Origin of the sequence: Pseudomonas sp. LRF_L74, from assembly GCF_965644255.1 — a bacterium.
Classification (GTDB): domain Bacteria; phylum Pseudomonadota; class Gammaproteobacteria; order Pseudomonadales; family Pseudomonadaceae; genus Aquipseudomonas.
In genome coordinates this window covers 160,653-183,233 of the sequence record NZ_CBFFRH010000004.1, presented here as the reverse complement: position 1 = coordinate 183,233, position 22,581 = coordinate 160,653, and the positions used below count along the sequence as shown (strand labels likewise).

Here is a 22,581-nt window from a genome sequence, read left to right as displayed (position 1 = left end):
GCCTTATCGCTGGTTTTACCGCTTATTTACCTTCATGTTCCCCACGTTCCCGGGCAATTGCCCGGTAGCCGATGTCCTTGCGATAGAAACTGCCGCTCCAACGGATCTTTTCGGCCAGGCGGTAGGCCTGTCGCTGGGCATCTTCCACGCTGTTGCCGATGGCGGTGGCGCAGAGCACACGGCCGCCGCTGGTGACGACCTGGCCGTCTTTCAGGGCCGTACCGGCATGGAACACCTTGCCATCGAGCTGCGCGGCATCGTCCAGGCCTTCGATCGCCTCGCCCTTGGCGTAGTCGCCCGGGTAGCCGCCGGCGGCGATGACCACGCCGACGGTCGGGCGTGGGTCCCAGGTCGCTTCGACCTTGTCCAGCGCCTTGGCCAGCGCGGCCTCGACCAGCAGCACCAGGGAGCTTTCCAGGCGCACCATGATCGGCTGGGTTTCCGGGTCGCCGAAGCGGCAGTTGAACTCGATGACCTTGGGCTTGCCGGCCTTGTCGATCATCAGCCCGGCATACAGGAAGCCGGTGTAGACGTTGCCTTCCTCGGCCATGCCGCGCACGGTCGGGTAGATGACTTCGTCCATCACCCGCTGGTGCACCTCGGCGGTGACCACCGGCGCCGGCGAGTAGGCGCCCATGCCACCGGTGTTCGGGCCGCTGTCGCCGTCGCCGACGCGCTTGTGGTCCTGGCTGGTGGCCATCGGCAGGACGTTCTGGCCATCGACCATGACGATGAAGCTGGCTTCCTCGCCATCGAGGAACTCCTCGATCACCACCCGTGCGCCCGCGTCGCCAAAGGCGTTGCCGGACAACATGTCACGTACGGCTTCCTCGGCTTCTTCGAGGGTCATGGCGACGATCACGCCCTTGCCCGCGGCCAGGCCATCGGCCTTGACCACGATCGGCGCGCCTTTCTCGCGCAGGTAGGCCAGGGCCGGCTCGACTTCGGTGAAGTTCTGGTAGTCGGCGGTCGGGATCTTCTGGCGCGCGAGGAAATCCTTGGTGAAGGCCTTGGAGCCTTCCAGCTGCGCGGCGGCGGCAGTCGGACCGAAGATATCCAGCTTGCGGGTGCGGAACAGATCGACCACGCCCTTCACCAGCGGCGCTTCCGGGCCGACGATGGTCAGTTGCACGTTCTGTTCGGCGAAGTCGGCCAGGGCCTGTATATCCAGCACGTCGATGGCGACGTTTTCACATTTGCTCTCGGTGGCGGTGCCGGCGTTGCCCGGGGCGACGAAGACTTTCTCGACGCGCTTGTCCTGCGCCACTTTCCAGGCCAGGGCATGCTCGCGGCCGCCGCTGCCGATGATCAGTACGTTCATGAATCTCTCCCGATGGAGGCGGGCCGCTGGCCCGTTCGGTGGATAAGCAAAGCGTTATCCACCCTACGAATTCCGAGGTCGCGATGAAGCCGGTAGATGCTAGGCGCCCTGGGTTTCGACAAGCGGAGTTGCCTAGTGGCAATGAGCATTGGCGGAATCCAGGGCAACGACGCAGATGCCGGTTTCAGTGCGGCCGATTTAGTGCCTGAAATGGCGCATGCCGGTGAACACCATGGCAATCCCGGCCTCGTCGGCCGCGGCGATCACTTCGTTGTCGCGCATCGAGCCGCCCGGCTGGATCACCGCGGTGATGCCGGCCTTGGCCGCATTGTCGATACCGTCGCGGAACGGGAAGAAGGCGTCGGAGGCCATCACCGCGCCGGGCACCGGCAGGCCGGCGTGCTCGGCCTTGATCGCGGCGATGCGCGCAGAGTTGACGCGGCTCATCTGGCCGGCGCCGACACCGACGGTCTGGCGGTTCTTGGCGTAGACGATGGCGTTGGATTTGACGAACTTGGCCACTTTCCAGGCGAACACCAGGTCGTTGATTTCCTGCTCGCTCGGCGCGCGCTGGGTAACCACTTTCAGGTCGGCGGCGGTGATCATGCCGATGTCGCGGCTCTGCACCAGCAGGCCGCCGTTGACGCGCTTGAAGTCCCAGCCCGCAGCGCGCTCGGCCGGCCACTCGCCGCATTCGAGCAGGCGCACGTTGGCCTTCGCGGCGACCACTTCACGGGCGGTGGCGCTGATCTTCGGCGCGATGATCACTTCGACGAACTGGCGCTCGACGATGGCCTTGGCGGTTTCGCCATCCAGTTCGCGGTTGAAGGCGATGATGCCGCCGAATGCCGACTCGGTGTCGGTGGCGTAGGCCAGGTCGTAGGCCTTGCGGATGCCGCCTTCGTTTTCCGGGACCACGGCGACGCCGCACGGGTTGGCGTGTTTGACGATGACGCAGGCCGGCTTGACGAAGCTCTTCACGCATTCCAGCGCGGCATCGGTGTCGGCCACGTTGTTGAACGACAGTTCCTTGCCTTGCAGCTGGATCGCGGTGGAGACGCTGGCCTCGCCCTTGCTGTCTTCGACATAGAACGCCGCGATCTGGTGCGGGTTCTCGCCGTAGCGCATTTCCTGGGCCTTGATGAACTGGCTGTTGAAGGTACGCGGGAACTGGCCACGCGCTTCGGTGCTCAGGGTGTCGCGGCTCTGGTCGATGGTACCCAGGTAGTTGGCGATCATGCCGTCGTAGGCGGCGGTGTGCTCGAAGGCTTTCAGGGCCAGGTCGAAGCGCTGGGCGTAGCTCAGTCCACCGGCTTTCAGCGATTCGACGATGCCGGCGTAGTCGCTGGTATTGACCACGATGGCCACGTCTTTGTGGTTTTTCGCGGCAGAGCGGACCATGGTCGGGCCGCCAATGTCGATGTTCTCGATGGCGTCGGCCAGGTCACAGCCCGGCTTGGCCACGGTGGCGGCGAAGGGGTAGAGGTTGACCGCGACCAGGTCGATCGGCTTGATGCCGTGTGCGTCCATCACCGCGCCATCGAGGGCGCGACGGCCCAGGATGCCGCCATGGATCTTCGGATGCAGGGTCTTGACCCGGCCGTCCATCATTTCCGGGAAACCGGTGTAGTCAGCGACTTCCACGGCCGCGACGCCATTGTCCTTGAGCAGCTTGTAGGTGCCGCCGGTGGAGAGGATTTCCACGCCGAGCGCGACGAGTTCACGGGCGAAGTCGAGGATGCCGGTCTTGTCGGAGACGCTGATCAGCGCACGGCGGACGGGAAGGCGGGTGGTTTGGTCGGTCATAACGATTCCAGGAATGGCTACAGGCTTCAGGCCGCAGGCTCCAGGCCTTGGGGGGCATGCCTGCCGCCCAAGGCCTGGAGCCTGCCGCCGCATGTTAGAGAAGGTCGTACTGCTTGAGCTTCTTGCGCAGGGTGCCGCGGTTCAGGCCAAGCAGTTCGGAGGCCTTGGTCTGGTTGCCCTTGACGTAGTTCATCACGGTTTCCAGCAGCGGCGCCTCGACCTCGGTCAGGACCAGGTTGTAGACGTCGGTCACTTCGGCCCCTTCTAGGTGGGCAAAGTAGTTGCGCAGCGCTTTTTCCACGCTGCCGCGCAGGGTGTGACCCTGCTCGGTCGGCGTGGTCAGGTGCTGCTTCAGGTTGGCGTTGTCACTCACGGGTACTGCCCCATCGAAAACTGATTCATCGAAAAAATGCTCGCTCATCCTCGTCATGCGGCCACCTCGGTGTCTTTATTCTGATGTTCGGCGAAGAACCGCCGGACACTGGCGCATTGCGCGTCCGTGCTTTCCAGACGATTGAAGTCGGCGCGGAACTCCCGGGCGCCGGGCAAGGTTGCCAGGTACCAGCCAACGTGCTTGCGGGCTATGCGGACCCCCATCGGGTCGCCATAGAAGGCATGCAGCGCGACCATGTGCTCCAGCAGGATGCGTTCTACTTCTTCCAGGTCCAGTGCCGGCAACTCGCTACCGGTGGCCAGGAAATGGGCGATCTCGCGGAAAATCCACGGTCGCCCTTGTGCCGCGCGCCCGATCAGCAGTGCGTCGACGCCAGTGGCGTCCAGCACGGCGCGGGCCTTGCGCGCAGAGTCGATGTCGCCATTGGCGAACACCGGAATGGATACCGCCTGCTTGATCGCGGCGATGGTGTCGTATTCGGCCTCGCCGGTGTACAGGTCGGCGCGGGTCCGGCCATGCACGGCGAGGGCGCTGATGCCGGCCTGCTCGGCGATCCTGGCCACGGTGATGCCGTTCTTGTTGGCGCGATCCCAGCCGGTGCGGATCTTCAGGGTCACCGGCACGTCGACGGCGGCGACCACGGCATGGAGGATGGCCTTGACCAGTTCCTCGTCCTTCATCAGCGCGGAGCCGGCGGCCTTGTTGCAGACCTTCTTGGCCGGGCAGCCCATGTTGATGTCGATGATCTGCGCACCCATCTCGACGTTGGCGCGGGCGGCGGCGGCGAGCATCTCGGGATCGCCGCCGGCGATCTGTACCGAGCGTGGCTCGGCGTCCTCGGCATGGATCAGGCGCAGCCGCGACTTGCGGCTGTTCCACAGGCGCATGTCGCTGGTGACCATCTCCGACACGACCATGCCCGCGCCGAGCCGATGGCACAACTGCCGGAACGGCTGATCGGTGACGCCCGCCATGGGGGCGAGGATCAACTGATTGGGCAATGTGTAGGAGCCGATGCGTACCACCGACATGGAGTCGTCCCTGCTTGTTCGGGCGCTTCTCGGAGAAAGGCGTAGCCTGCCAGATCCGGAGAAACGGCTATTGGGGGAGTGCGAAAAAGGGAGGGCATGATACCCGCTCTCGGTGACTGGATAAAGGACGTTTTGAACAAATTATGAGCAGCCAAGGGCACATGCCTGTCGCGAGGCTCTATATGGCGACTGCCGTTGGTCGTGATCTGGAGGCGAACCACAAGTTCCAGCGATCAGGCAAGGAGCCCGTACGCTCTGGTCGTTTTTCACCCGTGGCTGCCGGCGCTCGCTTATTCCGGCGAGTGGAAGCTCAGGCTGTAGTTCACCGCCTTGGCGCCTGGATCGAGAATCTCCAGGGACACGTGGATGGGCGTCTGCGGCGGCATTTCCGACTGCCCGGCCAGTTCCCCGCCGAGGTATTCGCTGGGCTTGAAGCGGCGACTGGCGAGCAACTGGCCATTGATGTCGGCGAAGCGCAGTTCCAGCAGCGGGAACGGCTGGGCGAAGGCGGCGCGGTTGTAGATGATCGCATCGACTACCAGGGAATTGCGGAAGTCCGGGTGGCTCCGGACCACCAGATTGCTGCTCTTGATCTGTTCGATGTCGACCTTGGACGGCAACTGGCAGCCGATTTCCGGGCAGATTTGCTGGAACAACGGGCGGTAGTCGTCCTGGCGTGCCAGTTCTTCGAAATGGTAGACCACGTATTGCCCGCCCAGGGCGAGGATGGCGAGCAGGTTCAACAGGCCCCAGCCAAGCCAGCGCCCCCAGGGCTTGCGCTCTTCCTGCCAATCCAGTTGCAAGGGTTCACGGTCGAAGTCGAGCAGGTGATCGTTGCGCAGCCCGGGTTCGCTGCGCCTGCTCATCTGGACCGGTTCGACCTCGTCGTCCGGCGTTGTGTCGGCGCTGTCGAAGGTCGGTTCGGTGCGTTCGGTTTCGGCCTCTATGGCCTCTATTTCATCGTCGTCTTCACGGCTGGCGGCGAGCGGCGGGGTGTAGCGAATGGTCCCGGCCTCTTCTTCCTGTTCGGCCTTGCGGTTCTCTTCGCGCAGCAGGGTTTCGGCCCAGGCTTCATCATGGGCGGGCCCATTGTCGTCATCGTCGCGCAGCTTGGCGATGGCGGACGGACTGCTCGCCTCGATAGCGAGAAAGTCCCTGGAAAGCTGCATTTCCTGCTCTTCCAGCTTGGCCAGCTCTTCGTCGAGGTCGAGATTGTCGAGATCGAGGTCGTCGTGAATCCAGACCGTGTCGACCGACTGTTTCGTCGCTGCCTGTTTGGCCGCCGGTTCTATCACCGGCATTGCCTGCTGTCCGACCGGATGCGCCGGGTAGGCCGGCTGCGGGATCGGCGGCTCTGTTCTTGGCGGTTCCGGGGCCGGGGCTGGTTTTTGTGCGCGGTTCTGGTCGACCAGCATTTGCTGGGCGGCGTTGAACACTTTCATGCAGGCGCCACAGCGCACCGCACCATGCGCGGCTCCCAGCTGGGCTCGCGTGATGCGAAAGCTGGTCTGGCAATGAGGGCACTGGGTGACGAAACTGTCAGTCATGCGGGGGTCCGGAAAACGCGAGGCGCTAGTTTACCCAAGGCTCGGGGGGAAAGCACAGGCGGGCGATTCAATGTGCCGATGAAGGTGCTGGGCTGTCAGACTGTGCGAAAACTACTGCGCTCGGCCATGCAGCGTTAAAAAACAGCTCAAAATGCTCATTTACAGCTCGTAAACTGCGCTTTTTCGCCGTTTTGCGGGGGCGCCTAGCCCTTGCTTGACCTTCGCTCGCTACGTTTTCACACGGTCTGCCGTGTGGGCGTTTTGAGGCCGTTGCGGCGTTCGACGTTTGCGCCCACCGACCTTCCGCTCGTGCCTCAAAGCGGCCTCGAGGCCCGTGATCCTCAGCGTCGTACGCCACTGATACGCACCCAGCCGTCCTTGGTCGCGGTCGGGTCGAGAAGGAAATCCTGCTCATAGGCCGCCCGGACTTCTTCCGCCTGTTCGGCGAGGATGCCAGACAGGGCCAGGCGTCCGCCTGGCTTCACCAGGCGGGTGATCTGCGCGGCCAGCGACACCAGCGGACCGGCGAGGATGTTGGCGACCACCACGTCAGCAGGCTGCTGTGGCAGGTCGGTCGGCAGGTAGACCGGGAAGCGCGCCGGATCGATGCCATTGCGCGAGGCATTGTCGTGCGAGGCCTCCAGGGCTTGCGGGTCGATGTCGGTACCCACGGCGCGCGGCGCGCCGAGGAGCAGGGCGGCAATCGCCAGGATGCCCGAGCCACAACCGAAATCGAGCACGTCGCAACCGTCCAGCGCCTGGCCATCCAGCCATTCCAGGCACAGCGCGGTAGTCGGGTGGGTGCCGGTGCCGAAGGCCAGGCCTGGGTCGAGCAGCAGGTTCACCGCATCCGGTTCCGGCGCTTCGTGCCAGCTCGGCACGATCCACAGGCGCTGGCCGAAACGCATCGGGTGGAAGTTCTCCATCCAGCTGCGTTCCCAGTCCTGGTCCTCGATGTGCTCGATCTGGTGCTCGGGCAGCGGCGCGCCGGTCAGCAATTGCAGGTGCGCGACCAGATCGTTCGCATCGGTATCGGCCTCGAACAGGGCCAGCAGGTGGGTGTGCGACCACAGTGGCGTGGTGCCCAGGTCCGGCTCGAAGATCGGCTGGTCTTCGGCGTCCATGAAGGTGACAGAAACCGCGCCTACGCCGAGCAGGGCGTCTTCGTAGGTTTCAGCCTGCTCCGGGGTGATGGCGAGACGGACTTGTAGCCAGGGCATGGCGGGCTCCCGTTGGTGGATGTCTCAGGCGGAGTGCCTTAGGTCGTGAGAAAAAACAAGGGAGCGGCCTTGGCCGCTCCCTGTCGAGGTGCGCATGATACTGCTTGCGAGCAAGTAGATCAGTGCTTGTCCATCCCCAGCTTCTTCTCCAGGTAGTGAATGTTCACACCACCCTTGTTGAAGCCTTTGTCGCGGGTCAGGTCGCGATGCAGCGGGATGTTGGTCTTGATGCCGTCGACCACGATTTCGTCCAGGGCATTGCGCATGCGCGCCATGGCTTCCTCGCGGGTACGCCCGTAGCTGATCAGCTTGCCGATCAGCGAGTCGTAGTTCGGCGGCACCGAGTAGCCGCTGTACAGGTGCGAATCGACACGGATGCCGTTGCCGCCCGGCGCGTGGAAATGCTTCACCTTGCCAGGGCAGGGCATGAAGTTGTCCGGGTCTTCGGCGTTGATCCGGCACTCCAGGGAGTGGCCGAGGATCTTCACGTCTTCCTGCTTGATCGACAGCTTGTTGCCCGCGGCGATGCTGAGCATCTCCTTGACGATGTCGACGCCAGTGACCATTTCGGTGACCGGGTGCTCGACCTGTACGCGGGTGTTCATCTCGATGAAGTAGAAACGGCCGTCTTCATAGAGGAACTCGAAGGTGCCGGCGCCACGGTAGCCGATCTCGATGCAGGCATCGACGCAGCGCTGCAGCACTTCGGCGCGGGCCTTCTCGTCGAGCAGCGGCGCCGGGGCTTCTTCCAGGACCTTCTGGTGACGGCGCTGCAGCGAGCAGTCGCGGTCGAACAGATGGATGGCGTTGCCCTGGCCGTCGGACAGCACCTGGACTTCGACGTGACGCGGGTTGCCGAGGAATTTCTCCAGATAGACCATCGGGTTGCCGAACGCGGCACCGGCTTCGGTGCGGGTCAGCTTGGCCGACTTGATCAGGTCTTCTTCCTTCCACACCACACGCATGCCGCGACCGCCGCCGCCGCCAGCGGCCTTGATGATCACCGGGTAGCCGACTTCACGGGCGATGCGGATGGCTTCGTCCTCGTCTTCCGGCAGCGGGCCGGCGGAGCCGGGAACCACGGGCACGCCGGACTTGATCATGGCGTCCTTGGCCGAGACCTTGTCGCCCATCAGGCGAATGGTGTCGGCTTTCGGGCCGATGAAGGCGAAGCCGGATTTTTCCACCTGCTCGGCGAAGTCGGCGTTCTCGGCCAGGAAGCCGTAGCCCGGGTGGATCGCGGTGGCGCCGGTGACTTCGGCGGCGCTGATGATCGCCGGGATGTTCAGGTACGACTGGTTGCCAGGCGCCGGGCCGATGCAGACGGATTCGTCGGCCAGGCCCAGGTGCATCAACTCACGGTCGGCGGTGGAGTGCACGGCCACCGTCTTGATGCCCAGCTCCTTGCAGGCGCGCAGGATACGCAGGGCGATTTCGCCACGGTTGGCGATCAGGACTTTTTCCAGCTTCTGCATTACGGGTTCCCCGTGCATCAGACGATGGTGAACAGCGGTTGATCGTATTCCACCGGCTGGCCGTTCTCGCCCAGGATGGATTCGATCGTGCCGCTGGCTTCGGCCTCGATGTGGTTCATCATCTTCATGGCTTCGACGATGCACAGGATGTCGCCTTTCTTCACGGTCTGGCCGACTTCGACGAAGTTGCCCGAGGTTGGCGAGGCGGCGCGGTAGAAGGTGCCGACCATCGGCGAGCGAACCACGTGGCCGTTCAGCTTGGCGGCGGCCGGAGCGGCGTCAGCGGTAGCCACGGCGGCAGCGACCGGGGCTGCGGCGACAGGCGCGGCGACCGGAGCCGGAGCGGCGGCATAGACCGGCGCGGCGACTTGCTTGCCATGGCGGCTGATGCGTACGGACTCTTCGCCTTCCTTGATTTCCAGTTCGTCGATGCCGGACTCTTCCAGCAGCTCGATCAGTTTCTTGACTTTACGGATATCCATAGGTGTTCAACTCCCAGTCTGGTCAGGGTCGTTCATGTGTACGGATGAACCGCCGCTTGAACAGATTGTGTGAAAGCTACTGCACTCGGTCATGCTGCGTTAAAAACCGGCTCAAAATGCTCATTTACAATTTGTAAACTGCGCTTTTTCGCCGTTTTTCGCCTTGCCTGACCTTCGCTCGCTACGCTTTCACACGATCTGTAATGGCGTCGGTATCAGGTATTTTTGCTCGCCAGTTTTTCCAGCGCAGACTCCAGTGCCAGGCGATAGCCGGTGGCGCCGAGGCCGCAGATCACCCCGACTGCCACATCGGAAAAGTAGGAGTGGTGACGGAACGGTTCGCGCTTGTGCACGTTGGACAGGTGCACTTCGATGAATGGGATGCTCACCGCCAGCAACGCGTCACGTAGGGCGACGCTGGTGTGGGTAAAAGCCGCCGGATTGATCACGATGAAGTCGACGCCTTCGCCCTTGGCGGCGTGGATGCGGTCGATCAGTTCGTACTCGGCGTTGCTCTGCAAGTACATCAGGTGATGGCCGGCATCGCGGGCACGCTGCTCCAGATCCTGGTTGATCTGCGCCAGGGTGGTCGAGCCGTAGGTACCGGGCTCGCGGGTACCGAGCATGTTCAGGTTGGGACCGTGCAGCACCAGCAGAGTGGCCATCGGGCGATTCCTTGTCAGAGGGGCAGTTCGAGCAAAGGCGAGACTTTGCCGAAAGATGCCGGGACTGTCCAGTCACCGGCACGATGGGCGATTTTGGTGGAAGATGACCGAAAGGTCACGTTTATTCGTCGCGTACCTGGCTCAGCTTGGCGGAAAAGCCCTTGGCGTCTATTTCGCCGATCACGCGGGCATCCTGATTTTCTTTTCCGCGCGCGTCGAAGAACAGGATCGCGGGTGGGCCGAACAGTTTGTAGCGATCCAGCAGGGCGCGCTGCTCGACGGTACTGTCGGTGATATCGAAGCGGATCAGGCGCAGGCCGTCGAGTTGGCGAACCACCTCGGGGGCGGTGAACACTTCGCGCTCGATCACCTTGCAGCTGATGCACCAGTCGGCGTACCAGTCGAGCAGCAGTGGCTGCCCGGCTTTCGCCGCGGCGGCCAGGGCTGCGTCGAGTTCGCGCGGATCGCTGATGGTCTGCCATTGGCCGGTTTCCAGTTTTCCCGCCCAGGGGCGCAGCGGATCGCTACCGCCACGGCTGGCACCGATCGCGCCAGTCAAGGCATAGGCCAGCAGCAGCGCGCCGCCGAGTAGAGCCAGGACGCGCGCAGTGCCGCCATGTCGCAGGCCGAGACGGATCAGCGCGATACCGATGCCGACGGCCAGCAGCGCCCACAGGGCCAGGCCGAGGGGGCCGGGAAGCACCCGTTCCAGCAGCCAGACGGCGACGCCGAGCAGCAATACGCCGAACAGATTGCGCACGGCGATCATCCAGCCGCCGCTGCGTGGCAGCAGGGCGCCGCCGCCGGTGGCGATGACAATCAGGGGCGCGCCCATGCCCAGGCCCAGGGCAAACAGTTTGAAACCGCCGCCGAGGGCGTCGCCACTGCTGCTTATATAAAGCAGCGCGCCAGCCAGGGGCGCGGACACGCAGGGCGAGACCAGCAGGCTGGAGAGCACGCCAAGCACGGCGGCGCCCCAGATCGAACCGCCACGGGCATTGCCGGCGAGCCGGTCCAGCGGTTCGCTGATGAAGCGCGGCAGGCGCAGTTCGTAGACGCCGAACATGGCCAGGGCGAAGGCTACGAAGAACGCGGCGAACGGTACCAGTACCCAGGCCGATTGCAGGCGCGCCTGCAGGTTCAGTTGGGCGCCGAACAGGCCCATCAGTGCGCCGAGCACGGCAAAGGAGGCGGCCATCGGCAGCACATAGGCGAGTGACAGGCTCAGGCCGCGAAGACCGCCGCTCTGGCCTCGCAGGACCACGCCCGAGAGAATCGGCAACATCGGCAATACGCAAGGCGTAAGCGCCAGGCCGATACCGGCAAGGAAGAACAACAACAGTTCCTTCAGGGACAGCGCGTCGATCCTTTGTGTCGCAGATGGACCGGTTGCCTGGTCACCGGCATTGCCGCCGACTTCGATGCGCTGGGTCTGCGGTGGGTAGCACAGGCCCTTGTCCGCACAGCCCTGGTAGGTGACGTGGATGGTCAGGGGCAGGTTGTACGGGTTGTTCAGCGGAATCTGCGGTTCCAGCACACCGTGGTACACCTCGACATCGCCGAAGAACTCGTCGTGCTTGGCCTCGCCGTTCGGCAGCACGGTTTCGCCAGCAGCCAGATCGCTGGGCTCGACGCGGAACTGGAAGCGATGGCGGTACAGGTAGTAGCCGTCGGCGATGATGAACTGCAGTCTGGCCGAGGTCGGCGAACTGTCGGCCAGGCTCAGGCGAAATGCTTCCTGTACAGGCAGGAAGTCGAGGTTGCCGCTGGCCGTGCTGCCCAGTGGCGAGGCCGGCGCAGCGGCGCGCTTGTCGAGCGGATTGGCGCTGATGGGCAGGGCCAGGACCAGGAGCAGCAGGATGAACAGACGGCGCATGTCAGGCTCGCATGGCGGATCAGGTGGGCATCATACCTGAAAGCCTCGGGGCGGATGGCCGCCCCCACGAGCCTCAAACGCGAGCGTCCTGAGCCGCTTTTGCCCCGGCGCTTGCGGCCCATGGCCGTTTTGCTACCAAAGTACCGTGCGTCTAGTTGCCACAGACGATAGGCAGTTGCCACATTTTGAGGCAGTCTCCCGATTCGGATATTTCCCATCCGCCAAGGAGAATTTTCGATGATCCGCAAACTCGTGATCGCATCCGCTCTTGGCCTGGCCAGTGCCCAGGCTTTCGCCGCCGACTGTGCGGTCGAAGTACATTCCACCGACCAGATGACCTTCGAGACCAAGTCGATCGATGTCAGCAAGAGCTGCAAGAGCTTCACCGTGACGCTCAAGCACGTCGGCACCATGCCCAAGCAGGTGATGGGTCACAACTGGGTACTGGCCAAGACCGCCGATGCGCCGGGCGTGGCGAGCGACGGCATGGCCGCGGGCCTGGACAAGGACTACCTGAAGCCGGACGACGCGCGCATCATCGCGCACACCAAGGTCATCGGTGGCGGCGAAACCGCAACCGTCAGCTTCGATGTGGCGAAACTGGAAGCGGGCACGCCCTACGAGTTCTTCTGCTCCTTCCCTGGCCACGTGGCGCTGATGAAAGGCGAGCTGAAACTGGTCGACTGATTGCGTCCGCCAGACAGCAAAACGCCCCGCATCGACGGGGCGTTTTGCTTTGCAGGTTCTTACGCCCGCAGGATCAAACCGTAGGTGGCGAGTTGCTCGACGCTGCCGTGGTGCTGGATCAGGCGTGGGTCGTCCAGCGGCAGGTCCTTGCCGGTCTCGCGCAGGATGATGGCTTTCAGCTTGGCGCTGTCGACCTTGCCATCTTCGCCGATGGCGTCTTGCAGTTTCTCGGGCGCCACCGAGTACTTGTTGTCGTTCGGCAGGTAGATGGCGCCGGTGGCGAAGTCGATGCCGAAGGCGATCAGGCCGGGAATCACATAGAACAGGATGCCGACCGCATCCAGGCCGACCACCAAGGGGTCGACCTTGCCATCGATCTGCCCACGGCGATCCGGGAAAAACAGCGTACCGCAGGCGGACAACTGGGTCAGCAGCGTGACGGCGAGGACACCGCCAAGGACGCGGGACGATTTGCGCATGGACACCTCCGGGAAAATGGTGCGGCACTATAACAAGGCCGATGTTGCACGGTAATGATTTAGGGCCTATTCCCGGCCGCGGCGAGACGGGAACCCTAGCTGCCTCAGACCTTGGCCATCGTTAAACGGTTCTGCGCAGGGCGCTTTATAATCGGCGCCCTGTTTCTGGAGCCGCCATGACCCCGTTACCCATCGATGCCGTATTGCCGGCCTTGCGCCAGGCCCTCTCCGAGCGCCACGAAGTCGTGCTCGAAGCACCGCCCGGCGCGGGCAAGACCACCCGTGTGCCATTGGCCCTGCTCGATGCGCCGTGGCTGGCCGGACAGACCATCGTCATGCTCGAGCCTCGCCGTCTTGCCGCTAGGGCCGCCGCCGAGCGCCTGGCGGCCGAGTTGGGGGAGAAGGTCGGTGAAACCGTGGGCTATCGCATCCGCCTGGAGTCGAAGGTCAGCGCCAGGACGCGGATCGAAGTGGTCACCGAAGGCATCCTCGCCCGCCGCCTGCAGGACGACCCGGCGCTGGACGGCGTGGGGCTGGTGGTTTTCGACGAATACCATGAACGCTCGCTGGACGCGGACCTGGCGCTGGCCCTCACGCTCAATGGCCGCGAGCTGCTGCGCGACGAGCCGCTCAAGGTGCTGCTGATGTCCGCCACCCTGGAGGGCGAGCGGCTGTCCCGGCTGCTGGGCGAGGCGCCGGTGGTGAGCAGCGCAGGGCGCATGCATCCGGTGGATATTCGCTGGGGCAGCCCCTGGCAGGCCGGTGAACGTATCGAGCCACGGGTGTTGCAGACGATCCAGCAGGCGCTGGTGGACGAGCCTGGCAGCCTGTTGGTGTTCCTGCCGGGCCAGGCTGAGATTCGCCGCGTCGATGAACAACTGCGCGACATGCTACGCGGGCGCGAGGACATCCTGGTGTGCCCGCTGCACGGCGAACTCGACCTGCAGGCACAGCGCGCCGCCATCGACAAGGCTCCGGCCGGCAAGCGCAAGGTGGTGCTGGCGACCAATATCGCCGAGACCAGCCTGACCATCGACGGTGTGCGGGTGGTGGTCGATGCCGGCCTGGCCAGGGTGCCACGCTTCGATCCGGCCAGCGGCATGACCCGCCTGGACACCCAGCGCATTTCCCGCGCCAGTGCCACGCAGCGGGCTGGTCGTGCAGGCCGCCTGGAGCCGGGGGTGTGTTACCGGTTGTGGTCGCAAAGCCAGCACGAGCAGCTCGCCGCCCATGCCGAGGCCGAAATCCTGCAGGCCGACCTGGCTGGCCTGTGCCTGCAGATCGCCCGTTGGGGCGCGGCGGCGGAGGATCTGGCCTGGCTCGATGCGCCGCCCGCAGCCGCTTTGGCCCAGGCCGGCGACCTGCTGCGCCGCCTGGGCGCGCAGGATGAACGGGGGGCGCTGACGCCACATGGCCAGGCGATGGCTGAATTGCCGACCCACCCACGCATCGCACACCTGTTGTTGCGTGGCCAGTCGCTCGGGCTCGCCGGACTGGCATGCGATCTCGCCGCGTTGCTCGGCGAGCGTGACATCCTGCGTGGCGACGGGGCCGACCTGCACCGCCGCCTGGCGCTCCTGGCCGGCGAGGCGGGGGGCGGCCAAACGTCCCGGGGCGGCGTGCAGCGTGCCCGGCAGTTGGCCCGGCAGTTCCGCTCGTTATTGCCCAAGGGCAAGGTGACGCCTGTCGAACAGCCCGAGGATGGGCGCTGGCTCGGTTGCCTGCTGGCGTTCGCCTATCCGGACCGGATTGCCCGCCAGCGGAGTGCCGGGGCTGGCAACTATCGCCTGGCCAATGGCCGTGCCGCGCAATTCGCCGAGCCCGATGCGCTGATGAAGCATGAGTGGCTGGTGATCGCCGACCTGGGCAGCCGCCAGGGCCAGCGTGAAGAACGTATCTACCTGGCGACGGAACTGGACCCGGCGCTGTTCGCTGGCGCCTTGGCCGAGCAGGTCAGCGTGCGCGAGACGCTGGAGTGGGACGAGCGCGAAGGCGTGTTGCGTGCCGAACGGCAGCGGCGGGTCGGCGAACTGGTCATCGAGCGTGAGCCCCTGGCCGGCCTGGACGAATCGGCGCGTACTCGGGCGTTGGTCGAGCTGGTACGGCGCAAGGGCCTGGAGCTTCTACCCTGGACACCGGAACTGCGCCAGTGGCAGGCGCGTATCGCCTTGCTGCGCCGCCTGGATGGCGCAAGCAGTGCCTGGCCGGATGTCAGTGATGCGGCTTTGCTGGCGAGCCTGGAGAATTGGCTCCAGCCCTGGCTGGGCAAGGTCAGCCGGCTCAGCCATTTCGCCAGTCTCGATCTGCCCGGCATCCTCGCCACGCTATTGCCCTGGCCTTTGCCGCAGCGCCTCGACGAGCAGGCGCCGCGCAGCCTGCTGGTGCCCTCGGGATCGCGCATTGGCGTCGATTACGGCGAGGGCGATCCGGTATTGGCCGTGCGTCTGCAGGAGCTGTTCGGTCTGGCCGATACCCCGCGCATCGCAAGCGGACGCCAGCCGGTCAGGTTGCATCTGTTGTCGCCAGCCAGGCGTCCCGTGCAAGTGACCCAGGACCTGGCCAGCTTCTGGGCCAACACCTACCTGGAGGTGAAAAAGGACCTCAAGGGCCGTTATCCAAAGCATTACTGGCCCGACGACCCGCTGATCGCCGAGCCGACCGCGCGGGCCAAGCCACGCAAGCAGTGACGGTGCTTCTGCGCCGAGATGAGGCAGGAGAGGACGCCAGCTCTACCCTCAATCGTCATTCCCGCGAAGGCGGGAACCCAAATAAAAAAGGCGCTTCTGGGTTCCCGCCTTCGCGGGAATGACGGAGTAACAAACGTCCGCTCCTGCCTCCTTGCTGCCGCCGTCATTCCACCGGCAACAGCAGCCGCCCCACCAGGGGCAGGTGATCGGAAATCTCGCGGGTATCGCGGCGCCGCACGTAGCCGTCCAGCCGGCTCAGGGCCGGGCTGTAGAGCAGGTAGTCGACGGTGCGGTCCGGGCCGCGTACCGCTGGGTCGTTGGGAAAACGGGTGAACCAGCGGCTCTGGTCGGCCTCTTCGCTGGTCGGGATCACGGGGTAGACCAGCAGTGGGGCCAGCTCGCTGCGCGGCTGGAAACGCAGGCGCTGCGGTTCGGCCAGGCGATGGTACTGGCCAGGTGGCAACAGGTTGAGGTCGCCGCCGAGCAGCCAGGGCGTGTCCTGGTTTTCCAGTTGGTCGAGCAGGCCACGGGTCATGGCGACCTGGCGCAGCGCGGCATTCGACTGCGGCAGCGGGTCGGCGAAGCGGGTGTTGATCACCGCCAGCTCGCGGCCATTGCGCAGCGACAGGTAGCTGACCAGCAGCGAGTGACGCGGAGCGAACGGACGGGCCAGCCAGTTGTTGCTGGCGCGCGGCAATTGCAGGCGCTCGGCGCGTTCGATGCGAAAGCGGCTGAGGGTCGCCAGCTTGGTGCCGACGCTGCCCCAGATCTTCGGGTACGGCACGAACGATGCCCGCCAGTAGAAGGCTTCGCTGCTGCATGGATAAAGATCGCTCAGGCGCTGCTTGAGCAGTTGCAACTGGTTCTGGTAGTGACTGGCGTGGGCGCCGTCCTGCAGTTCCTGCAACAGGACGATGTCGGGCTGCTCATCACGAATGACCCGCGCCACCTCGTCGAGGTTGTAGGCCAGGTCTGCGCTAGTCGGCCGTAGGTCCGGGCCATTGCCGTCGGCCAGGTCGTACCAGAACACGTAGCGTTTGCCGGCCAGGTACTGCACGTTCCAGGTCATCACCTTGAGCGCCTGGCCGGGTTGCGGCTGGGGGGCGTCGGCCTCGCAGGAAACCAGGGCATGCTCACGCGTGGCGGGGTGCCAGGTCATGCTGTAGATCATCGCCGCGGCGATGATCAGGACAATCGCCAATGCCAGCAGCAGCGTGCGAATGAGCTTGGGCAGGGTCATGGGCCTGTCGGAGCGGAAAGGGTCCACAGCATAGCGCTTATTGATGCCCAGGTTCCTCTGCCGGTGCCGGTGTGCAGAGCATGAAGCAGCGGAACAGGACCACGGTGGCGAAGAGTTGCAGCATGCCTCTGATGCAGTCGACCAGCAGGCTGTCGATCAATGGCGGTCGGGCGCCAAGCATATCGCCTGACCAGGCATTGAATGGCAGCAACGGTGCCAGGGCCAGCAGGCCACAGCCCAGCAGTGACCAGAAGTGCCCGGTGGTCAGCATGAAGCTCTCGCGCATGGCCTGCAGCGGCGGCAGGCCGCGCAGCACTAGCAGATATTCCGAGAAGGCCAGCTTGACCATCAGCCAGATGGCCGGCAGCAGAAACACCGAGGCGGCCATGATCGTCAGCAGCGTGTTCGCCGCATACAGCACCGCGTAGGCGGGCCAGAGCGGCAGGCTGGCGAGCAGCAGGTTGAGCAGTGACGGGCGTTGTCGCTGGCTGCGGGCATCGAGCAGGAGAATCAGGCTGGCGTTGTACAGCGGGTAGAAGGCCAGGCCCACGAGCAATTCGCAGGCTGCGGAATGGCCGCTTTCGAACAGCCGTGAGAGCAGGCTGCTGGCGAGGCTCTCGAGCGCGATGAGCGGCAGGCAGAGCAGGGCTATCCGACCCAGATGGCGGCTGAAGAAGAAAAAGGCATCGTTGAGGACTGTGAGTGGATTCATGGACTGCTTTCGAGGCAAAACGGATAGCTGTAACTCTAGCCGATGAGCATGGATAAGGTGCAGCCTTGAGCCTGCGGATGAATGGCGCCGAGTTCACGCTTCAAGCTTTTGCCCTGCCCGAGCATAATGGCCGGCCATACATGCCAAGGCTGAGCCGTGAAGAAGATCGCCCTGTTCGCCGATGTGCAGAATCTGTACTACACCGTACGCCAGGCCCATGGCTGCCATTTCGACTACACCGCGCTGTGGCGATCGGTCGCGGCCGAGGGCGAGATCGTCGAGGCCCATGCCTATGCCATCGAGCGCGGTGACCCACGCCAGCAGCAGTTCCAGCAGATCCTGCGCAACCTCGGTTTCGCGGTGCAGCTCAAACCGTTCATCCAGCGCAGCGACGGCTCGGCCAAGGGCGACTGGGACGTGGGCATCACCATCGATGTGCTGGATGCCGCGAGCCGGGTGGATGAAGTGGTGCTCGCCTCTGGCGATGGCGACTTCGACCTGTTGCTCGAGCGCCTGCGTGCCCTGGGTGTGAGCAGTTGCGTGTATGGTGTGCCCGGCCTGACGGCGCAATCGCTGATTCGTGCCGCCGACCGTTACGTGCCCGTCGAGGGCAAGCTGCTGTTGAAACACTGAGGACTCCATGCTCGACCGTATCGCCGTCATCGACTTCGAAACCACCGGCATGTCGCCGGCGCAGAACGCCCGGCCGACGGAAATCGGCGTGGCGATCATCGAGGGCGACCGGATCGTCGCGCGCTACCAGAGCCTGATGAACGCCGGGGTCTGGGTGCCGCCGTTCATCGAGCAACTGACCGGTATCACCAATCGCATGGTGCGTGCGGCGCCGCCGGTGGCGCAGGTCATGGCCGAGGTCGCCGACTTCGTTGGCGCTACGCCGCTACTGGCGCATAACGCGGCCTTCGATTCGAAGTTCTGGGATGCCGAGCTGGCATTACTGCGCCGTCGGCGCCTGCAGCATTTCGCCTGCTCGTTGCTGTTGTCGCGCCGCTTGTTGCCCGAGGCGCCTAGCCACAAACTGGGCTCGCTCAACCGTTGGGCCGGATTGCCCGACACCGGCCAGGCGCACCGGGCGCTGGCCGATGCGGAGATGGCCGCCAACCTGACGTTGCTGCTCGCCCGGCGCTTGCGCGAGGAGCACGCCGTGGCACAGGTCGACCACGCCTACCTGCACCGTTTGCAACAGCTTTCCGCGGCGAAGGTCAGGGCATTGCTGCGACAGAGCGTCTGATGCGACAGCGGCCAAGCAGGTAAACTGCGCGCCTGTTCATTTTTCCGGTTAATCCGTCATGACCTTCGCCGAACTCGGCCTGATCGATCCGCTGCTACGCACGCTCGAAAGTCTCGAATACCGCACGCCGACGCCCGTACAAAAAGAGGCAATCCCGGCCGTGCTCAAGGGGCGCGATGTGCTCGCCGCCGCGCAGACCGGCACGGGCAAGACCGCCGGCTTCGCCCTGCCGCTGCTGCATCGGTTGACGATGGAAGGTGCCCAGGTGGCGAGCAATTCGGTGCGCGCCCTGGTGCTGGTGCCGACTCGCGAGCTGGCCGAACAGGTTCACCAGAGCATCCAGCAGTACGCCCAGAACCTGCCGCTGCGCAGCTATGCGGTATACGGCGGGGTGAGCATCAATCCGCAGATGATGAAACTGCGCAAGGGAATCGACCTGCTGGTGGCCACGCCTGGCCGGCTGCTCGACCTGTATCGGCAGAACGCGGTGAAGTTCGGCCAGTTGCAAGCGCTGGTGCTGGACGAGGCTGACCGGATGCTCGACCTCGGTTTCGCCCAGGAGCTGGACGAGTTGTTCTGCGCACTGCCCAAGCGCCGCCAGACCCTGCTGTTCTCGGCGACCTTCTCCGATGCGGTCCGGCAGATGGCCAGGGAGCTGCTGCGCGACCCGCTGAGTATCGAGGTCAGCCCGCGCAACGCCGCAGCCAAGAGCGTCAAGCAGTGGCTGGTCACCGTGGACAAGAAGCGCAAGAGCGAGCTGTTCCTGCACCTGTACCGCGATCGTCGCTGGGACCAGGTGCTGGTGTTCGGCAAGACCCGCAAGGGCGTCGACGAGCTGGAGCAGACGCTGCTCGCCGAAGGCATCGCCGCCGACTCGATCCATGGCGACAAGCCGCAGCCGTCGCGCCTGCGCGCGCTGCAACGCTTCAAGGCTGGCGAGGTGCGGGTGCTGGTGGCCACCGACGTGGCGGCGCGCGGCCTGGATATCGACGACCTGCCGCTGGTGGTCAACCTCGATCTGCCCATCGTCGCCGAGGACTATGTACATCGCATCGGTCGCACTGGTCGTGCTGGCGCCACGGGGGAGGCGGTGTCGTTGGTGTGCGCCGATGAGGTGCAATTGCTGTCGGCCATCGAGGTGCTGATCCGCCAGACCCTGCGCCGTGAAGAGGAACCAGGTTTCGAGCCGGACCACCGGGTGCCGCAGACCGATGCCAGTGGGCAGATCCTGAAGAAACCGAAAAAACCGAAGAAGCCCAAGGTGGTCGGCGGCAAGGCCGGCATGGGCAAATGGCTGGAAGCCGACGAACCGGCCGAACCGCCGATCAAGGCCGTGCGCAAAGTACCGAGCTTCGGTGGTAAGGGACGGCGCAGCAAGCCTTAGAACAGGCTCTCAGGCAATCGGATATCGAGTGTTTCCGTAGGGTGGATGACGCTCTTTTCATCCACCAAGACGGCGCTATGGTGGACGGATGAAGCGGCGTCCACCCTACGAAACCGAACGCTTGTGCTGGATCTTGTAGGAGCGCCGCTCGGCATTCTTATTAGGTCGCCGCCATCTGCTTGTGGATGGCCGCGTCGGTCATGTCGTAGAGCATCACGCAGACATGCTCGATCTTGCCCATCGATGCGGCCAACGGCAGGATGGTGATGTTCTGGTACATGTAGTCGGCCTGGCCGGTGATCGGCTGGTAGCTCTTGAAGTGCAGCAGATACGGCCGCTGTTCCCACAGGCTGAAGGCGCGGGTGCCGAGCTTCACCGTGGTTTCCACCTTGCGCCGGAACCAGGGCTCGTCGACCTCGGGGTAGAGTTCGAACAGGCTGCGCCCCTGGACCTCATCCGAGCCCAGGCCGGAGTGGTTTTCCATGAAACTGTTCCACACCTCGATGCGATAGTCGCGGTCCAGCACCATCACGCCGACGTCCAGGCATTGCACGATGTCGAGCAGCCAGTGCACCTCTTTGATATCGATTTGCGCGGGCATCGGCCTACTCCTGCTGCATGAGGTAGTGGATCTTGCGGGTCAGGCGCACCAGCGAGTCCTCGGTGAACAACAGCAGCAGGTCGAAATGCACGGCGTGCGCTTCCAGGCTGTAGCTGATCTCGATGGCCAGGGTCTTCTTCCAGCGCTGGCGGTTGAGCTGGATCAGTTGCTCGATGGACGAGTGCTGGCCGAGCAGTTGCGGATGGCCCTGGGAGAAACGCACGTCGATCTGCTCGGCGATGCCTTGTAGGCAGGCACCGGTGATGATGCTGGCCAGTTCCAGGAGCATTTCCGAGGACTCGATGCTGTCGTGCGGCTGCCAGCCGAGCAACTGGGCAACGTCGTTCATTTCCGAGTCGTGGAACAGCAGCAGCGCTTCGCCGGCGATGGCGTCGCCGATGAAGCCCTGGCACACCGCACTCAGGCGCTCGCCGCGCTGGGCATCCAGCAGGGCCATGTGCAGTTCGCTGACTTCGAAGATATTGACCTGGGGGATCGGCAGGCGCACGAACACCCCGAGCACCTGGGCCAGCAGGGCGGCGGCACGCCCCATGGCGACGTTGCTGACCTCGCGCAGGGCATCGCGGAAATTGACCTTCAGGGCCAGTTCGGCGCGTGGCTGGGTTGCTGCCTGCAGTGTGTCGGCGCCCAGCAAGCCCAGGCGCTCCAGGGTACTTCGAACGCTATCCGCCGGTGCCGGCTTGCGGATGAAGTCCAGGGCGCCCAGTTCCTTGACCCGGCGCAGGGCTTCTTCCTGCACGTCGCCGGAGACCACGATCACCTTGCACGACAGGCCTTCGGCCTTGATCCGCGCCAGGGTTTCGTAGCCGTCCATGACCGGCATGGTCAGGTCGAGAAATACCACTTGGCCCAGGCCTTGGCGAATCGCAGCCAGGGCCTCTTCGCCCTGGGTGGCCTGGGTGATGCTCACCGACCATTCGGGTGGCAGGGCGCGGATGAGCTGCTTGCGCGCCATCGCGGAGTCGTCGCAGACCAGGAGCGGTATCGCCACGGAAGTACCTGAGGGAAAAAGGTTGTGCGACAAGCATAGTGCCCGCTGGCGCGGACGCACAGGGGGGCTGGCTTCAGCCTGGGTTGGACTCGACCCATTTGGGCGCGGCGACGGGCTGCCAGGCATCGAGGCTATCCAGCAACTGGGCGGCATTTTCACTGCGTTGGAGCATGGCGCGGTGCTGTGGACGAACGAAACCTTCGCCGACCAGATGATCGAGGAAATTGCCGAGCGAGGCGTAGAAAGAGTTGGCGTCGAGCAGGCCCAGCGGTTTGGCGTGGTAGCCAAGCTGGCCCCAGGTCCAGACTTCGAACAGTTCTTCCAGGGTGCCGAGGCCACCGGGCAGGGCGATGAACGCGTCGGACAGCTCGGCCATGCGTGCCTTGCGCGCGTGCATGCCGTCGACGACTTCCAGGCGGGTCAGGCCAGCGTGGCCGATCTCGGCGCGCTTGAGGCTTTCCGGGATGATGCCGACCACTTCGCCGCCAGCGGCCAGCGCCGCATCGGCGACGATGCCCATCAGGCCGACCGCGCCGCCGCCATAGACCAGGCGCAGGCCGCGCTCGGCCAGGGTGCGGCCAAGGGTAACCGCCGCTTCACGGTAGACGGGATTGGTGCCGGTGCTGGCACCGCAGAAGACGCAGACGGATTTCAGTTTCATGGCGCGACCCTATGTAGGAGGTCGCACAGGGTAGTCCGCTGGCCGGCCGGAT

General features: G+C 64.6%; 21 protein-coding genes. 5 read left to right on the top strand and 16 right to left on the bottom strand.

The genetic code is table 11. The features are described from left to right. Positions 1-22 precede the first annotated feature (22 nt). The 10 genes from purD to dsbD all read right to left on the bottom strand — a co-directional run bounded on the left by purD (position 23) and on the right by dsbD (position 11,817). Positions 23-1,321 (bottom strand): phosphoribosylamine--glycine ligase, encoded by a 1,299-nt coding sequence (purD, locus tag ACSZPK_RS12210; RefSeq protein ID WP_437881730.1) that lies wholly within the window; start codon positions 1,319-1,321, stop codon positions 23-25. A gap of 198 nt (positions 1,322-1,519) precedes the next feature. Next, positions 1,520-3,127 carry a bifunctional phosphoribosylaminoimidazolecarboxamide formyltransferase/IMP cyclohydrolase gene (gene purH, locus ACSZPK_RS12205; RefSeq protein ID WP_437881729.1) on the bottom strand — a complete coding sequence of 536 codons (1,608 nt, stop codon included), beginning with the start codon at positions 3,125-3,127 and terminating at the stop codon, positions 1,520-1,522. A 94-nt stretch (positions 3,128-3,221) separates the two neighbouring features. Then, a complete protein-coding gene (gene fis / locus ACSZPK_RS12200; RefSeq protein WP_437881728.1) occupies positions 3,222-3,557 on the bottom strand; it encodes a DNA-binding transcriptional regulator Fis in 336 nt (111 codons plus the stop codon). After that, the gene (dusB, locus tag ACSZPK_RS12195; RefSeq protein ID WP_437881727.1) at positions 3,554-4,552 is read right to left on the bottom strand and encodes a tRNA dihydrouridine synthase DusB; all 999 of its coding nucleotides are present in this window, start codon (positions 4,550-4,552) and stop codon (positions 3,554-3,556) included. Before dusB ends, fis begins: the two co-directional genes overlap by 4 nt. A gap of 290 nt (positions 4,553-4,842) precedes the next feature. After that, positions 4,843-6,099, bottom strand: a complete 1,257-nt coding sequence (locus tag ACSZPK_RS12190; RefSeq protein WP_437881726.1) for a DUF3426 domain-containing protein — start codon at positions 6,097-6,099, stop codon at positions 4,843-4,845. Between the two features lie 341 nt (positions 6,100-6,440). Then, the gene (gene prmA / locus ACSZPK_RS12185) at positions 6,441-7,319 is read right to left on the bottom strand and encodes a 50S ribosomal protein L11 methyltransferase (RefSeq protein ID WP_437881725.1); all 879 of its coding nucleotides are present in this window, start codon (positions 7,317-7,319) and stop codon (positions 6,441-6,443) included. Positions 7,320-7,438: 119 nt separating this feature from the next. Continuing rightward, the gene (gene accC, locus ACSZPK_RS12180; RefSeq protein ID WP_437881724.1) at positions 7,439-8,794 is read right to left on the bottom strand and encodes an acetyl-CoA carboxylase biotin carboxylase subunit; all 1,356 of its coding nucleotides are present in this window, start codon (positions 8,792-8,794) and stop codon (positions 7,439-7,441) included. Between the two features lie 17 nt (positions 8,795-8,811). After that, positions 8,812-9,276, bottom strand: coding sequence for an acetyl-CoA carboxylase biotin carboxyl carrier protein (gene accB / locus ACSZPK_RS12175; protein ID WP_437881723.1), 465 nt, complete (start codon positions 9,274-9,276; stop codon positions 8,812-8,814). A gap of 215 nt (positions 9,277-9,491) precedes the next feature. Then, positions 9,492-9,941 (bottom strand): type II 3-dehydroquinate dehydratase, encoded by a 450-nt coding sequence (aroQ, locus tag ACSZPK_RS12170; protein WP_437881722.1) that lies wholly within the window; start codon positions 9,939-9,941, stop codon positions 9,492-9,494. A 121-nt stretch (positions 9,942-10,062) separates the two neighbouring features. Beyond that, on the bottom strand, positions 10,063-11,817 hold the full coding sequence (gene dsbD / locus ACSZPK_RS12165; RefSeq protein WP_437881721.1) for a protein-disulfide reductase DsbD: 1,755 nt from the start codon (positions 11,815-11,817) through the stop codon (positions 10,063-10,065). 237 nt (positions 11,818-12,054) lie between these two features. Here dsbD and azu point away from each other — a divergent pair, with 237 nt between their 5' ends. Further along, positions 12,055-12,504 (top strand): azurin, encoded by a 450-nt coding sequence (gene azu, locus ACSZPK_RS12160; protein WP_437881720.1) that lies wholly within the window; start codon positions 12,055-12,057, stop codon positions 12,502-12,504. Positions 12,505-12,563: 59 nt separating this feature from the next. Here azu and ACSZPK_RS12155 read toward each other — a convergent pair whose 3' ends face one another. Further along, positions 12,564-12,983, bottom strand: coding sequence for a polyribonucleotide nucleotidyltransferase (locus ACSZPK_RS12155; RefSeq protein WP_437881719.1), 420 nt, complete (start codon positions 12,981-12,983; stop codon positions 12,564-12,566). 176 nt (positions 12,984-13,159) lie between these two features. Between ACSZPK_RS12155 and hrpB the strand changes: the two genes are divergently transcribed. After that, positions 13,160-15,670, top strand: a complete 2,511-nt coding sequence (hrpB, locus tag ACSZPK_RS12150; protein WP_437881718.1) for an ATP-dependent helicase HrpB — start codon at positions 13,160-13,162, stop codon at positions 15,668-15,670. 163 nt (positions 15,671-15,833) lie between these two features. On the opposite strand, the gene ACSZPK_RS12145 is transcribed toward hrpB, so the two are convergent. Together ACSZPK_RS12145 and ACSZPK_RS12140 are read right to left on the bottom strand one after the other, a co-directional pair. Next, a complete protein-coding gene (locus ACSZPK_RS12145; RefSeq protein WP_437881717.1) occupies positions 15,834-16,910 on the bottom strand; it encodes an endonuclease/exonuclease/phosphatase family protein in 1,077 nt (358 codons plus the stop codon). A gap of 37 nt (positions 16,911-16,947) precedes the next feature. Next, positions 16,948-17,622, bottom strand: coding sequence for a hypothetical protein (locus tag ACSZPK_RS12140; RefSeq protein ID WP_437881716.1), 675 nt, complete (start codon positions 17,620-17,622; stop codon positions 16,948-16,950). 156 nt (positions 17,623-17,778) lie between these two features. Here ACSZPK_RS12140 and ACSZPK_RS12135 point away from each other — a divergent pair, with 156 nt between their 5' ends. From ACSZPK_RS12135 to ACSZPK_RS12125, 3 genes are read left to right on the top strand one after another with little or no spacing between them, the layout of a single operon-like run. Then, positions 17,779-18,255, top strand: a complete 477-nt coding sequence (locus ACSZPK_RS12135) for a LabA-like NYN domain-containing protein (RefSeq protein WP_437881715.1) — start codon at positions 17,779-17,781, stop codon at positions 18,253-18,255. 7 nt (positions 18,256-18,262) lie between these two features. Beyond that, positions 18,263-18,871 carry a 3'-5' exonuclease gene (locus ACSZPK_RS12130; protein ID WP_437881714.1) on the top strand — a complete coding sequence of 203 codons (609 nt, stop codon included), beginning with the start codon at positions 18,263-18,265 and terminating at the stop codon, positions 18,869-18,871. Positions 18,872-18,929: 58 nt separating this feature from the next. Continuing rightward, positions 18,930-20,255 (top strand): DEAD/DEAH box helicase, encoded by a 1,326-nt coding sequence (locus ACSZPK_RS12125; RefSeq protein WP_437881713.1) that lies wholly within the window; start codon positions 18,930-18,932, stop codon positions 20,253-20,255. 160 nt (positions 20,256-20,415) lie between these two features. On the opposite strand, the gene ACSZPK_RS12120 is transcribed toward ACSZPK_RS12125, so the two are convergent. The 3 genes from ACSZPK_RS12120 to ACSZPK_RS12110 form a co-directional block, all read right to left on the bottom strand. After that, the gene (locus tag ACSZPK_RS12120) at positions 20,416-20,856 is read right to left on the bottom strand and encodes a PAS domain-containing protein (RefSeq protein ID WP_437881712.1); all 441 of its coding nucleotides are present in this window, start codon (positions 20,854-20,856) and stop codon (positions 20,416-20,418) included. A 4-nt stretch (positions 20,857-20,860) separates the two neighbouring features. After that, positions 20,861-21,832 carry a response regulator gene (locus ACSZPK_RS12115; protein ID WP_437882007.1) on the bottom strand — a complete coding sequence of 324 codons (972 nt, stop codon included), beginning with the start codon at positions 21,830-21,832 and terminating at the stop codon, positions 20,861-20,863. 109 nt (positions 21,833-21,941) lie between these two features. Then, positions 21,942-22,529 carry a TIGR00730 family Rossman fold protein gene (locus ACSZPK_RS12110; RefSeq protein ID WP_437881711.1) on the bottom strand — a complete coding sequence of 196 codons (588 nt, stop codon included), beginning with the start codon at positions 22,527-22,529 and terminating at the stop codon, positions 21,942-21,944. Between the last annotated feature and the right edge of the window lie 52 nt (positions 22,530-22,581).